This is a genomic window from Candidatus Cloacimonadota bacterium, assembly GCA_020532355.1.
Classification (GTDB): Bacteria; Cloacimonadota; Cloacimonadia; order Cloacimonadales; family Cloacimonadaceae; genus UBA5456.
Genome location: JAJBBD010000156.1, coordinates 1 through 14708, shown reverse-complemented (window position 1 = coordinate 14708; position 14708 = coordinate 1). Strand labels below are relative to the sequence as shown.

10 protein-coding genes are annotated in these 14708 nt (G+C 41.7%); 5 read left to right on the top strand and 5 right to left on the bottom strand.

Annotated features, from left to right (window positions below; genetic code table 11):
- The first annotated feature begins 119 nt into the window (after positions 1–119).
- The 5 genes from LHW48_05735 (at position 120) to LHW48_05715 (ending at position 8320) form a co-directional block, all read left to right on the top strand.
- Positions 120–2255: a DUF1538 domain-containing protein gene (locus LHW48_05735; protein ID MCB5259961.1), complete on the top strand. Its 2136-nt coding sequence runs from the start codon at positions 120–122 to the stop codon at positions 2253–2255.
- Entirely contained in the window at positions 2252–3379 is a 1128-nt protein-coding gene (locus LHW48_05730; protein ID MCB5259960.1) for a hypothetical protein, read from the top strand. The genes LHW48_05735 and LHW48_05730 overlap by 4 nt, the downstream gene beginning before the upstream one ends.
- 436 nt (positions 3380–3815) lie before the next feature.
- Positions 3816–6143, top strand: a complete 2328-nt coding sequence (gene lon / locus LHW48_05725) for an endopeptidase La (GenBank protein MCB5259959.1) — start codon at positions 3816–3818, stop codon at positions 6141–6143.
- 4 nt (positions 6144–6147) lie between these two features.
- Positions 6148–7593: a polysaccharide deacetylase family protein gene (locus LHW48_05720; protein MCB5259958.1), complete on the top strand. Its 1446-nt coding sequence runs from the start codon at positions 6148–6150 to the stop codon at positions 7591–7593.
- A gap of 10 nt (positions 7594–7603) precedes the next feature.
- The gene (locus LHW48_05715) at positions 7604–8320 is read left to right on the top strand and encodes a 1-acyl-sn-glycerol-3-phosphate acyltransferase (GenBank protein ID MCB5259957.1); all 717 of its coding nucleotides are present in this window, start codon (positions 7604–7606) and stop codon (positions 8318–8320) included.
- A gap of 195 nt (positions 8321–8515) precedes the next feature.
- On the opposite strand, the gene LHW48_05710 is transcribed toward LHW48_05715, so the two are convergent.
- The 5 genes from LHW48_05710 to LHW48_05690 all read right to left on the bottom strand — a co-directional run.
- Entirely contained in the window at positions 8516–8743 is a 228-nt protein-coding gene (locus tag LHW48_05710; protein ID MCB5259956.1) for a NifU family protein, read from the bottom strand.
- An 11-nt stretch (positions 8744–8754) separates the two neighbouring features.
- The gene (locus LHW48_05705; protein MCB5259955.1) at positions 8755–9264 is read right to left on the bottom strand and encodes a DUF3332 domain-containing protein; all 510 of its coding nucleotides are present in this window, start codon (positions 9262–9264) and stop codon (positions 8755–8757) included.
- The gene (locus tag LHW48_05700; GenBank protein ID MCB5259954.1) at positions 9248–12337 is read right to left on the bottom strand and encodes an efflux RND transporter permease subunit; all 3090 of its coding nucleotides are present in this window, start codon (positions 12335–12337) and stop codon (positions 9248–9250) included. The genes LHW48_05705 and LHW48_05700 overlap by 17 nt, the downstream gene beginning before the upstream one ends.
- Position 12338: 1 nt before the next feature.
- Positions 12339–13376 (bottom strand): efflux RND transporter periplasmic adaptor subunit, encoded by a 1038-nt coding sequence (locus tag LHW48_05695; protein ID MCB5259953.1) that lies wholly within the window; start codon positions 13374–13376, stop codon positions 12339–12341.
- A 5-nt stretch (positions 13377–13381) separates the two neighbouring features.
- A partial coding sequence (locus LHW48_05690) for a TolC family protein (protein ID MCB5259952.1) occupies positions 13382–14708 on the bottom strand: 1327 nt, incomplete at its 5' end.

Here is a 14708-nt window from a genome sequence, read left to right as displayed (position 1 = left end):
TAGAAAACAGGCATCTTATCATTCGTTTTTTGTGGATTTGCCTGTGGCAAGATAGCAACACAATATAATGTCGAGTAAGAATGAATCTTGCTTTAAGACATAAATCCGGAGTATAATTGATGGATAGAGCCAAAGCACATAAGCGCCAGTTTAAGATCAGTACGAAAGAAGCGACCAGCTTAATCTTGCGCTATATCCGTAAAAAAGTTACTCAGCAGGTCAGGGCAGTGGCAGGCATTATTATTTATCTGTTGCTATTTCAAAGCATCGTATTGAGAATACCATTTATCGATGCTTCTACCATCACTTTTGGCATGGTGATGGTTATAATTGGATTAACTTTCTTCATGGAAGGATTGCTCTTAGGCATAATGCCTATGGGTGAGGAGATAGGTATTCGATTACCCCAAAAGGTTGGAGTGTCTTCAATTCTTATAATTGCCTTTATTCTGGGGCTTGGAGCCACATTTGCCGAACCAGCCATAAGCGTGCTGAAAGTTGCCGGGAGTTCTATCTTGGCATGGGAAGCACCGCTACTTTTCCTACTCCTAAACAAATACGCCGGTTATTTGGTCGCTGCGGTTGGAGTTGGAGTAGGCATTGCGCTTGTTATGGGCATGATTCGCTTCATAAAGGGGCATTCTCTTAAAGCCTATATATACATCATGATCAGTTTACTTATAGGTCTTTCCACATATGCATATCTAAATCCTAACTTACGATATCTTCTGGGCTTAGCTTGGGATTGTGGAGGTGTAACTACTGGCCCCGTTACGGTACCATTAGTATTGGCTTTAGGTATTGGAATTAGCCATGTTGCCAATCGCGGCGGCGAGAATACCGAAGGGGGCTTTGGAGTTGTAACGCTTGCTTCTTTGGCTCCGGTTATAGCCGTAATAGTATTGGGCATAGTTATGTCTTTCAAGGTACCTCTCCCCGGACCGGATAATGCATTTTTTTCTAAAGATAACCCAAATAGTCGGTTTCTGTTCGAAAATGAACATCAAATGAAAGATTATGCAATTGGAAAGGCAAGTTATATTGCTCAATTGCAGATGTTCGACGGTAATCAAGATGCTTTGATGGGTTATGTTGCAGATATTTCTGCTGATGAAAATCGAATTCGCGAAGTTTTTGGCTCTAAAATCGGTTTTCGTAAGTGGCTCGAAGAAAACGGATCCGAGCAGCTTAAGGCTAAGAACCAGAAGCTTCTTAGTAGCGAGCTTAACGATATAGAAGCCAATGAATTTGCTATCGATAGTAAAAGTGCTATTAACAAACTAAAACGAAACACAATCAATGCGCTAAGGGCAATAGTTCCTCTATCCCTGTTTCTATTAGCGGTTCTATATTTTATTCTTAAAGAGCGGCTGGTGCGTCCGGATGAAGTAGTTTTGGGATTGGTATTTGCTATTTTGGGTATGGCGATGTTTGGAGGAGGAATAGAGTTAGGGCTCTCTAAATTAGGTGATCAGGTGGGCTCCAATCTTCCCGTTTCTTTTACTGCTATGGAATATCCCCAAGATCAGATTATAATTAATGGATTTGATGCCGATAATGTCAATACCGCTATTATGGCAAATGGTGAAACGAAAGAGTTTTTTTATTATGAGGAACATGGGAAAATCTTAACTGTACCCTACAAAGCAGAGCTACATGATAAAGAGCGGCAAGCGTATCGCTATATACCTCAAAGAGGCCCGCTTTTTGGTAAACATGCCTATAGCATAGCAGGGATTCTTGTGGTCTTATTTTTTGCCTTTGTTTTAGGGTATAGCGCTACATTGGCAGAACCAGCGCTTAATGCTTTAGGAATTACGGTTGAGGATATTTCTGCAGGAGCATTCAGAAAGACTCAACTTATTCAATCGGTTGCTTTTGGAGTAGGGGCTGGAATTATGCTAGGAGTAGTTAAAATTATCTGGGATGTTCCTCTATATTGGTTTTTGCTACCTTTGTATGTAATCCTGTTAGTTTTTACGAAGTATTCCACAGAAGAATTTGTAAATATTGGCTGGGATAGTGCCGGAGTTACAACCGGACCTATAACTGTTCCTTTGGTGCTGTCAATGGGCTTGGGGATAGGGTCTCAAGTTGGAGTGGTAGAAGGATTTGGCATCCTTTCACTGGCTTCAGCTTGCCCAATTATATCTGTATTGGGGATGGGCATATACGTAAATTACAAGCGAAGAATCTATTTAACCAATGCAGAACCAGATAAGCAGGAGCTTGCTGCTGAGGATGTGGCATTATGAGTTTGGTAAAGATTTGTATCATCACTCCTAAGGTTGTATCAAAATCTATTGTTGAAGATTTATTGGCTCTTGGGATTCGTCACTTTTTTGTGGAAGTAGGTAGAAATTCCATCCTTGATAAAATTGTACCTGTAACTGGGATTTTTAGCCGTAGAGCATTGTTGACCTATCCCATCGAGATTGTTAGCTTCTTTACCGATGAGGATGATGAGAGATCGGTGCTAAGCTACATTGCCAAAAAATACGATTTATATTCTCCTGGTAAAGGTAGCATCTATAGCCAAGATATTAGCGTTATTGCCAAACATCCAGATTATGATTTGGCGCAAGAAATTCATTTTAAGGCAAAACAAGCAGATAATTTTTACCGTCAGTTAACCGGAATATCTTGTGTGGTGCAACGGGGAGAAGGTGATAAAATTGCGCGAATATCACTCAATTTTGGAGCCAGTGTACCCGCTACTACTTATGGAGAAGGCTCTGGAGTAAGAGATAAACTGGGGCTTTTTCGTATAACTATTCCTCCTCAGAAAGAACTCGTCAATCTCGTGCTTAGCAAACACGATACAAATCCGGTAATGGAACTTTATATTTCAGAAGCAAAATTAGATGAACCGGGTAGAGGAATAGCATATCTGTATCCTATCAAGCAAGGCATTGTAAATACCAAGATATCACGCTCCAGAATAGATCAGGCTGCCAGTCTAGAACAGATGGTTTCCGCCATAGATTCGCTTAAAGGTGGCATGGAATGGAGAAAATCAAGCTTGGAAACAGAGGCTACAAAACGCCACGATTACCTGTACAATCTTGCGGAATTGAACCTTATTTGCGAAGAAGGACGCGGGATATCTCTTACTGAAGCGGCAATGAGTAGCGGAGCTCCGGGTGCAACAATTTGTAAGATCAAATATGTAAAATTAGATGATAACTTGGATACAAGACGCAATATCCGCGAAGTTTGTAAAATGATAGTACCAAGCAATCTGGTTCCAGATATTGCCAATGTCCTTACTAAAACCGGATGCTTCGAAAATGAATCTATGGCACTACTCTATACGGTACCGGTGGAAAAAGCATTCACCTACCGAGCTAAAGATATAAAAAAGAAACATAAGCATTAAAGAACTAAGCCCCAATTTCATATTTCGATTAATGGGCAAAACATTTGGGCTGCCAAACTCCAGCTTGGCAGTGGCGGCAAAGTTGCCGGAATATGTTAAGTCAGCCACCATTTTTCCTGCTTGATAATAAAGACTATTTCAATTGTTTCCAATTCATTCCTCAATTCCATATACAGGCTTTAGATTGGGTTTGTCGGGAGATTATCCCTCCTTACCCGATGATCTCTGGATGAAGTTACGCTATTGGCAGCTTTATCTTTTTAGGGGAGAATGAGTTTGTCGCTTGCATTTGTAGAGTTAACAAGAAAAGAATAAAAGAAATCGAACAAAGTGAGATGGCAAAAATATCTCTTGTCAAAATACCCGATAATCTGAATCTTGCCTTTTAAAAGAAATGCTTTATCCATATATAAAGAGTAAAATCAAGGAGTGCAAAATGGAAGACAGTAACAGCAGGATTCCCAGAACCTTACCCGTTCTGCATTTGAATAACGTGGTAATGTTTCCCTACTTGTTGATGCCACTTGTGGTAACGGACGAGGAATCCAAGCTTGTGATAGATCATGCGCTTTCGAACGATAAATTGATGGCATATTTCTTGGATAGAGGAGGCGAAGGCGATGCTCAGCAACTGGAGAGCATTGGCACAGCCGTAACTATTTTACGGATGCTGCGTAATCAGGATGGTAGCATCAGCTTATTGTTGCAAGGTACCTCGCGCATTCGTATGCAGCGTGCTACACAGCATGAACCATTTATTATGGTGGATGTTGAGGTGATTCAAGAACCTGTGAACGACGACATGGAAGTGCAGGCATACCGAACTATCGCCTTAGAGTTGCTGGATAAAATCTCTCAAGAAAGTAGTTTGCTAAACCGTGAGATGATTGCAGGACTTTCCAATATTAAGCAGAGTGGCAGAGTGGCCGATATTATTGCCGGAAATATTGAGCTTCAGATATCGGATCGACAGAGATTACTGGAATTGGTAGAATTGAAGCAGCGCTATAAGTATCTAAATAATTGCCTTGCCGAGCTTATTCGCCAAATGCGTGTAGAAAACCACATTCGCAGTAATATCCAATTGGAGATGAATGAAGATCAGCGTCGTTATTATCTGCGCGAGCAGATGGATGCCATTCGCCGCGAGCTGGGTGAGACCGATGAGGTGAGTAAAGAAATCTACAAATGGCAAGAGTTAATCGAGAAAAACAAATTGCCTGAGTATGTTAAAGATGTTGCTAAAGACGAACTAGAGCGCTTATCGGTTATGCAACCTGCATCTAGTGAATATGGCGTGATTCGCAATTATCTGGATTGGATAGTAAACCTGCCTTGGACAAAATATAGCAAAGATAGATTGGATCTCAAGAAAATTGAACGAGTACTTACCAAAGATCATTATGGTTTGGAAAAGCCTAAACAGCGCATATTGGAATTTATTGCGGTTAAAAAACTTAAGGGTCAGCTGAAAGGACCAATTTTGTGTTTTGTAGGACCTCCTGGTACGGGCAAAACTTCTATCGGAAAATCGGTGGCAAGAGCCCTGAATCGCAAGTTTATCCGAATGTCTTTGGGAGGAATTCATGACGAAGCAGAAATAAGGGGTCACCGCCGGACATATATTGGCGCAATGCCAGGCAAGATTATTAACGAAATCAAGCGTCAAGGCACTGCAAATCCCGTGTTTATGCTAGATGAGATCGATAAACTTGGACGTGATTTTAGAGGGGATCCGGCTTCGGCATTGCTGGAAGTGCTGGATCCAGAACAAAACAACAGTTTTGTGGACAATTACCTAAATCTGCCCTTCGATCTATCGGAAGTGATGTTTATTACAACTGCAAACTCTCTGGAAACAATACCTCCACCCCTGCGTGACCGCATGGAAATCATCGAATTTACTAGCTATTTAGAGCACGATAAGATAGCTATTGCCAAAAGCTATTTAATTCCTCGCGAAAAAGAGGATAATGGATTGGGCGAGCTGAACGTTAACATCACCAAAGGTGCACTGCAAGAACTAATAAGATACTATGTGCGCGAAGCCGGAGTGCGCAATTTGCAACGCCGGATTGGTTCCATATTCCGCAAGATAGCCCGCGAAGCCGCACTTGGTGAAAGGGGGCCTTGGAGTATCAAAACCAAAGATGTGGGCACCTATTTGGGACCCCATAAGTATAACTTAGAGATGGCAAACCGCAAACCCGAAATTGGTGTCGCTACAGGCTTAGCGTGGACCATTTATGGTGGAGAAATCCTGTTTTGTGAAACTACTCGCATGCCGGGTAAGGGCGCAGTAGTCCTAACCGGATTGTTAGGAGAAGTGATGAAGGAATCTGCCCGCATCGCCCTTAGCTACTTGAAGGCACACCATCAGCAGCTCAATATTGATGCCAAAGATTTCTCCAGCTACGATATTCATATCCATTTCCCCGCCGGAGCTGTGCCTAAGGATGGTCCATCTGCCGGAATAACTCTTACAACTGCACTTGCTTCTTTGTTTATGCAACAAAAAGTGAAGCACGATATTGCCATGACCGGCGAAGTAACTTTGCAGGGCAAAGTGTTGGCTATTGGCGGGCTTAAGGAGAAGATGCTGGCAGCTAAGCGTGCTGGAATCAAGAAATTAGTTATACCAGAAGAGAACAAAGAAAGTATTGAGGATTTTGATGAGGAGATAGTATCTGGAATGGAGATCACCTTTGTTTCGGATGTGGCTCAGGTTTTAAAAGCACTTATTATGCCGGCTAAAAACTCGTAAAACTATGGAGCGATATCCAAATATTAACATTTTGCTAAACTTGCCGGAGCAATATATTCCCAAGGCAGAGTTTGTATTGCGGACTTACTGCTACATTCTCAGGCTAAATCCAAAGTTTATTTACGGAACTCACTTTGAAGCGACACATCTATATTATGGACCTCGCACTCAAAGAGACTATCCGGTCCAGATCCATTTCGATCCAGAAACTGCAGATTTCTTCGAAAAACGAGAGCTGTATCCGCTTGATCGAGTGAATTTCTGCAGATTCAAGAATATCCATTTGCCATTTTTGTTTTCTATGGGCGGTGCGATATTTTCCTTTTCGCAAGATATATGTATTTTGCGTAAGGACATTGTGGCCAGCGGGTTCTACTTTCTTACCTGTTGGCATGAGTATATTTTTAGCAATCTTGGCTTACCCAAGGGGAGAGTAGATTTTAAGGAAAGTCTGCAATACCGATGGGATTTTACCGAAACGCCGGTGGTAGATATCTATTGTAATGCTTTACTCTATGCTATTCAACAGGTATTACCAGAATTCATTAGAGATATCAACTGGCAAGAAGACCGCAAATTTGTGTTAAGCCTTTCTCACGATATCGATTATTGGCGGTATTGGGAGCCCGATACAGTTTCTGATACTTTTAAGTATAATCTGCAAACCATGTATAAACGTCCTGTTAATGCAGCCTATAAACTTCTGGGACACTATCTGCATAAAAGATTTGCCTATAACCATTTCAAAAAGCTGCAAAGCATCTTGCATAAAGAAACCGATATGAATGTTCGATCTACTTGGTTTCTATTAGCAAGCGACCAATTCGAAGATAAGCGCCAGAATTATATTACAGATATGGCTATCCGCGAAGAGATAATAGATTTATTGGGGCAGGAAGATGTTGGGTTGCATGGTTCGCCGGAATCTGCCTTTGATCTTGATGTGCTTAAAACTGAAATGGAACGCCTAGAGGCATTGGGTTTCATTGTATCCGGATTTAGAACTCACTATCTGCATTTTGATTATCAGAAGAGTTTTGCAACTTTGGAAGCAGCAGGTATTAAGTACGATAGTACTTTGGGATATTGGGAAAACATTGGATTTAGAGCGGGTATCTCTTTTCCATTCTATCCATTTAACTTAGCTGAAAATAGACCGTTTCGTGTATTGGAAATCCCCCTTATCGTAATGGACACAACCTTGTACTCACACAAAGCCATGAGCTTAAGCCGCCGAGAAGCTTGGCTTACACTTAAACGCCTGATATCGGTGGCAGGCCAGTATCAATCGCATTTGTCACTGCTTTGGCATAACACTTCATTTGATCCTGTGGATTATCCCGGATGGGGCGCTTTGTATTATAAAACTATTCGCAGTGCTTTACGCAGCGGCGGTTGGGTAACATCGCTTAAAGATATATATGAAGAATGGGTAACCTTAAGTTACTAAAGGAGATATTATGAAATCGTTGCTTTGGAAAATTTGGTTTATCTTCTTTATGTTCCTATGTTTATTAGGCTACTTTTTACTGATTGTTTGTAAGATACTGTTGCCTAAAACGGCGTATCGGAAAGTGGTAAATGCTTGTGTGAGATTTTGGGGGAGAACAACAGTACTTAGTACCGGCTCCCAAGTTGAGACTTTCGATTTGGACAAGCTACCAGGGCACAAACAGATTTGTTTTGTAGCCAATCATCAAGGGATGTTCGATATTCCCTTGGTGCTGGGCTTTATCGGACGTCCCACGGGATTTATAGCTAAACAAGAACTCTTCAAGATTCCCGTGTTGTCATGGTGGATGCACGAAATTCCCTGCGTTTTTATAGATCGAGCGTCGGCTCGAAATGCGATGGCATCGTTCACAAAAAGTGCAGCCGTTATTGAGCAAGGTCATCCTTTGGTTATTTTTCCAGAAGGAACGCGAAGCAGAGGTGACGAGATGGGACGCTTTCATTTGGGTAGCTTTAAGCTGGCGGTAATAGCAAAAGCCACAATTGTCCCCGTGGCAATTAAGGGAAGTTGGCGTGTTTACGAGATAGATAAAAAAATCCATCCAACTGTACTAAAGCTCAAAGTACTGGATCCAATTTTGCCTCAAGATCACATCTACAACGATAAACATGCTCTTGCCGAAACATTGCGCTCGCAAATACAATCTGCCCTCAATGAGATGTAGTCTATTGCAAATTAATACTGTTGCACAAGGCTCATGATGTTTGTTAAGAGTCTGCTATCAGAATTTTACCTTAATACAATGGGTATGGCTATTGATTCAGGATTGCATCCTTCACCTATAATGCCCACAACTTGCTAATGGATGAATAAATAAAAATGCCCCCTCGAAAAAAGAGGGGGCAGAATATATTGATTATTATACCGAGATTACTTCCATTACTTCTGGAATTTCTTCTTTCACAATACGTTCAATTCCTGCTTTTAGGGTAAGAGTGGCCATGGGACAGCCATTGCAAGCGCCTTTGAGACGGACTTCTACCACGTTATCTTCCCTTATATTGATAAGTTCAACATCACCACCATCAGCTTGAATTGCGGGGCGAACTTTATCTAATACTGCTTCGAGTTTTTCTCTATCAATCATGAAAACCTTCTTTATTTGGCTTGGTTCAAGGTGTATGTCTTACCTGAAGGAGCAAAGAAATCGGCTTGATTATCGGAAAGAGTGGCAATCTTAACCATACCACTATCGCTATGATAGTACCAGCTTCTTTCTAGGGGTTTGTAGCTGAGTTCAAGCTCTTCTGCGGGATTGTCGACATCTTCTACTCTAATTTCGTTTTGACGTATTGTAATCCTGAGGTTTTTACCATCTTGATTGGCATATTTAATTACCTCTTCATTGGGTCCCATGGCGATTGGGTTGCTGCCAGTCCAAAACTCGATTGTGTTAAATAAAACGACATCTGCAAAAGCTGCCACATTATACACTGGGACAAAAGAAAGTACCCAAAACATGATTTGGTTCATCCATTTGTTACCGAAACTTTCATTGAATTCATACACTTTGCGGGTTGCGGCAAAGTTTCCAAAACAACCTGCCACTCCAACGGTGAGAATGATGGCTACAAGAGCCATGCTTACGAGCTTAACGATTCTGTTCATTACATATCTCCTTATTTACTTCATTGTGAGTGCTCAAATAATAAAATGCCGGAATTACAATTAAGGTTAGGAGGGTAGAAACAACTAATCCGCCAATGGATACAATACCCATAGACATACGAAATTCTTTACCCGCTGAGCCCACACCCAATGCCATCGGTAGCATTCCGATAACTATAGATAGTGTACTCATAATAATTGGTTTTAGTTTCATCTTTCCGGCTTCTAACAATGCATCGTGAGAACACATACCTTCTTTGCGCTTCACATTTACATAGTCTAATATTAATATAGCGTTATTTACCACAATGCCAACCAACATTATGATTGCCAGCATCGAGAAGATATTGATTCCCACTCCGGAGAAAAAGAGTGCTAATATAACTCCAATAATGGCCAAAGGTATGGTAGCCAATATTATAAGTGGTTGTGTGAAGCTTTCCAGAATAGCAGCAAGCAGCATATAAGTTAGCAATACTGCAATTAGAAAAGTTCTGATCATATCCACCATAGTTTCATTTAACATTTCAGCTTCCTGGCCCCACCTAATTCTGTAACCGTTGGGAAGTTGTAGGTTATTCAATCTTTTTGTAATTTCGCCGTTCAATTGACCGGTTGAGAATCCTTTGGCGGCGTTACCGGTTATCTCGATTGATTTGTAACGATCTACGTGGATAAGCTGATATACTCCGGCTGCAAAGCTGATATCTACTAATTGGGATAGCAAATAGCTTTGGCCGTTTACTACCATGCTCATGTTCATAATCTTATCGGGATGGTTTACGTCTTCATCGGGCATGGTTAGCCTGATATCGTATTGATTTCCGCTTTCACGATAATATGTATTTACCATGCCTTCGATGCTGGTTCTGAGGGCGATGGCTAAATCGTAGACCGTAGCACCGATTTCTGCCAGCTTTTCGCGTTTGGGGTAGAGTGTAAGTTCGGTGGTGCCAGGTCTGGAGCTGCTATCAACATTCAGGAGTCCGGGTATGTCTCGAATCTGATCCATAACGTCAATTTTAAGCTGTTCAAGCACATCTTGATCTTGTCCTTGAATGAAAAAGCTAATACCAGAACCACCCATGCCTACATTACTCTGATCACTAACCTTAATAATGGCATTGGGGATATCTGCCAAATCTTTGGTGATAACGCCAACCATATCCAACGTAGTCAAAGATCGGTCGTCTGCATCAACCAATTTAACGTCTGTGCTGGCAACATTACTAGCTGTATTTATGAAGCCTTGAGAGCCGATGTTGCTTACAACGTGTTCAACTTCATTGTGCTTGGATACACGTTGGTTAACTTCCTCAACAACTTTCGCAGTCTCATCTAGGCTAACTCCTTCTGGAAGTTCAACGCTAACAGTCACATTGCCCTGGTCCATTGCCGGCATTAGTTCAAATCCTAATCCCGGAACCAATAAGAAGCTGGCAAAAAGCATCAATACAGAAACCACCAAGATACCAATGCTGGTGCCTTTGTTGCGCAATACAAAGCGCATAAACCGCAGGTAATAATCCGAAAAACGATCGAAGATACGGTCGAATCTCAACCCGAATTTATTGGTCTTAGCTTTGTCCGGAATGATGATAGAAGCCAACATGGGGGTGATAGTAAACGAAGAAATCAGAGAGAAAATTGTGGCGAAAGTAACTGTGAGGGCAAACTCCTTCAAGAAGCCTCCCACCATAGACTTCATGCTTGCCATTGGCAAGAATACAACGATGTTTGTGAGTGTTGAGGCCAATACTGCAATCGTTATTTCTGCCGTTCCTTTGAAAGATGCTTCCTTGCGTCCGTTTCCCATCTCTTTGTGGCGGAAAATATTTTCTATAACAACCACAGAGTTGGTTACCAGTATTCCTACCGCTGTAGAGAAGCCGGTAAGGGTAAGCATATTAAGAGTAAATCCAGCAGCTTGGAGGAATATGAAGGTGGAGATAATCGATATTGGCATCGAAAGTGCAACAATTATTGTGGAGCGGAGGTCATGCAAGAAGAGCAAGAGAATAAGACCCGTAAGTAGGATTCCCATCCATATCGTATTCAGAGTATCCGCAACGGTAGAACGCGTAAACTCGCTATCGTCGCGAATTACATTCAACAGCGTATTAGGTGGTAATTCCGATTGCAAAGCCGGGAGTTCTTTCCTAACTTGTTCGGCAATGTTAACCACGTTTCCGTCAGAACTTTTTGTGATCGAAAGCCGGATGATATTGTTATCCGCAACTTGGTTTTTTACATTGAAATATGTAGCTTTTTGGGTAACTTTTTCTTGTCCGTCAATCACATTTGCCAAGCTACCGAGCTTTTTGGGGCCAGACATAGTGGGAATATCCAGATTTGCAATATCCTGGACACTGGAAAATTCACCTTTTAAGCGTACAGAATACTGTTGGTTTCCACTAATAAAAGTTCCGGCTGGCATATCCATATTGTGTGCCGCAAGAATTTGGTTTAATAAAGTAGGGGAGATGCTGTTTTGAAATACCACGCGATTGGGCACTTCTATGCCAATCTCCCGTTTGGCTCCACCGTTGATGCTAACTTGAGCCACACCTTCGATCTGAGAGAGTCGCTCTTTGAGCTGACCATCTGCCAATTCGTAAAGTTCGCGACTGTCCATATCTCCCGAAAGCACTAAATCCATAAAGGGGAAGGCACTGAAATCGAATTTCTGTACCGATGGTCGATCTACTCCATCCGGTAAATCGTTCAATACGCCATCTACTTTATCCTTAACTTCAGAATTACCTACATTAATATCTTTTCCCTGTTCAAATGCGACCAATATGATCGATACGTTTTCTATGGAATAGCTCTGGATATAGTCAATTTGGGGGACTGTAGCTGCTACTTCTTCCAATTTTGCGGTAACCTGAGTTTCCACTTCGCGAGGTCCGGCGCCAGAATACACTGTCATGATGGAAACGTAGGGGAGTTCCACATCCGGCATCAAATTCAAGGGCATTTCCATGTATGCCATTGCACCAAACACCACAAAGACCAATATTGCCATTGTTACCATTACTGGCCGGTCTATGGATATTTTTGCTAAAAACATATTAGTTACCTTCTATAATCCGAATCTTGGCACCTTCAGTAAGAGATTTTATGCCTTCAGTAATAAGCAGATCTCCTTCTTGCAGTCCCTCTGTAATCTCGTATTTCAATTGATCGGTAACACCTGTAGTAACAGGCACCTTAGTGGCCTTATTGTCGCGCGCCAACCAAACAAATGCTTCTCCGTTTTCTCTAACCAAATGATGACGATCTACGATTATCACATTTGGCAAGCGCAATACTTGTACGCCAAGCTCAGCGGTTATCCCAAAAGCAAGATCATTACGGTATTGAGGAAATTCAGCTTCGACGCGAAAAGCTTTGGAAGCAGGATCCAACGCCATGGCTATTTCAGATATTCTTCCACTTATTTCAATGTCGCTCCATCTTGCTTTGACAATCCCGCCTTTTTTTACTTTGTCGATTTCCCCTTCAGGTACCATTAATGTGGCCTTATATCCATTTGTAGAGCTTATCGTAAAGAGATCTTTTCCAGGGAAAACTTTTTCGGAAACGTTCACCATTATATCGGTAATCACACCACTAATGGGGGCTTTAACGAAAACCATCTGTTCGCTGGATTCCAGATTTGCCTTAGATACTTCCCATTGAGTTTTAACGTTTTCATAATCCTGCACCGAAATTGCGCCCTGCTGATACAATCTCAGCATGCGTTCATGAGTAGCGTCGATGCTGTTAAATGCGGTTTTTGCCTGCTCATATTGGGCAGAAGGACTATTGTGTGGAAATGTAACAATCACAGAATCCTTTTCTACTCTATCGCCCACTTTGGCTTTGATGCCTGTTACCACATCGCCAAGCATCGCTTGAACTGTAGATTCTTTGATGCCTCTAAGAGTGGCATTGTATCTTAATTGCTGTATAAATGTGTCTTTTGCTATTTCAACAACTCGAACCGGAATACCAAGTTCTTCGTGAAGTTGATCCATGCTTTTGGCATCCTGCTTTTTCTTACCACATGCGCTAAGTAGAAATACAAGGCTTATTGCCACTATTAAATATGTTGTTATCTTTCTCATTTATCTTACTCCACTGCTAATTTATAACCTAAGGATTTTGTGAATTCTCGTTCTGCGCTTATTACTTCATATACAGCGCTAATGAATTGAAGGCGAATGGAAGCCAGAGTTGTTTGTGCATCAAATACTTCCAGTTGAATTCCCATTTGATTGTCAAAGCGAAGTTGGGCTAATTCCAGATTTCGCTCAGCCATGGCAATATTCTGTTCTTGCACTTCATAGTTTTGCAAAGCATATTGTAGCTTTTGGTGATTCTGTTTTATTTGAAGACGGATAAGTTCCTTACTATTTTCTTGTTCAAGCTTGGCGATAGCAAGATCGTGTTTTGCATAACTTGCTTTGCTGCGATTGGAAAGACCCGTGAAGATGGGCAAACTAAAGCCAATGCCTACCGAGTATTGAGTGCCAAAATCATCGGATTCGATGCGGTATTCATCAGCGGCAGAATACAAAGATGCGCTGGCACTAAGGGCAATATTCGGCAAAAAATTGCTGCGCTCGGCGTTGTATTGTAACTGCTTAACTTGGGTTGCTATATCAAGCAATTCCAGCTCAATTCTATTTTCTGCGGCAATACTTTGAGCTTCTTGCAAAGTCAAATCGGGAATATTGGGTAATACAAATTCTCCTTCGGGGATCAATTCGCTTTGTTCAGAGCCAAGTTGCCTGCGAAAAGCGGTAAGAGCTAAACTATAATTGTTTTGGGCTTGTAGCAATCCCGGCTCAAGTTTTGCCACCTCGAGTCTGGCGCTAAGCAAATCAAATTCAGAAACCTGACCTTCCTGTGCAAGCAGTTCCACTCGATTTAGGTGCTTGCGCGCAGTAGATAATGCTTCTTCCTGTATCTGTACTACTTTTTGGGCTAAAAGTGTTTGATAAAACATATTAGTAGTTTCTAACACAATATCTTGTTCTTTTACACTATAGTTGAGGCGTTGGATGCTGCGATATCTATCCACTGCCTTGATGCCGTTTATTAACTTTCCACCCAAGAACAGAACTTGATCCATCTTTAATTGCATAGCCAATGAACCTTCCTTTTGAGGTGAGGAAGGCATCATTCCCCCCACTATTCCATCCAATGCTCCGGCAATTAGTTTATCGGTATCTGTTGCCTCATTATCATCCAGCATCGAACTAACGCTGGGAATCTCTCCGGTTGCAGAATCCGGCAGATATGTTTTAGAAAGCGAATATGAGCCCTGAAGATTCAATTGGGGCAATAAACTGCCTCGCACGTCTCGATATTGTTCATCTGCTTTGGATATTTCTTCGGTGGCTACAAGCAACTCCTTGTTGTTTTGTTTTGCCAATTGGATGCTTTCACCCAAC

Bases quoted from the DNA above. Each gene is read 5' to 3' on its own strand.
- LHW48_05710 (MCB5259956.1), bottom strand. From the start codon at position 8,743: ATGATTGATAGAGAAAAACTCGAAGCAGTATTAGATAAAGTTCGCCCC.
- lon (MCB5259959.1), top strand. From the start codon at position 3,816: ATGGAAGACAGTAACAGCAGGATTCCCAGAACCTTACCCGTTCTGCAT.
- LHW48_05695 (MCB5259953.1), bottom strand. From the start codon at position 13,376: ATGAGAAAGATAACAACATATTTAATAGTGGCAATAAGCCTTGTATTT.
- LHW48_05735 (MCB5259961.1), top strand. From the start codon at position 120: ATGGATAGAGCCAAAGCACATAAGCGCCAGTTTAAGATCAGTACGAAA.
- LHW48_05700 (MCB5259954.1), bottom strand. From the start codon at position 12,337: ATGTTTTTAGCAAAAATATCCATAGACCGGCCAGTAATGGTAACAATG.
- LHW48_05730 (MCB5259960.1), top strand. From the start codon at position 2,252: ATGAGTTTGGTAAAGATTTGTATCATCACTCCTAAGGTTGTATCAAAA.
- LHW48_05715 (MCB5259957.1), top strand. From the start codon at position 7,604: ATGAAATCGTTGCTTTGGAAAATTTGGTTTATCTTCTTTATGTTCCTA.
- LHW48_05705 (MCB5259955.1), bottom strand. From the start codon at position 9,264: ATGAACAGAATCGTTAAGCTCGTAAGCATGGCTCTTGTAGCCATCATT.
- LHW48_05720 (MCB5259958.1), top strand. From the start codon at position 6,148: ATGGAGCGATATCCAAATATTAACATTTTGCTAAACTTGCCGGAGCAA.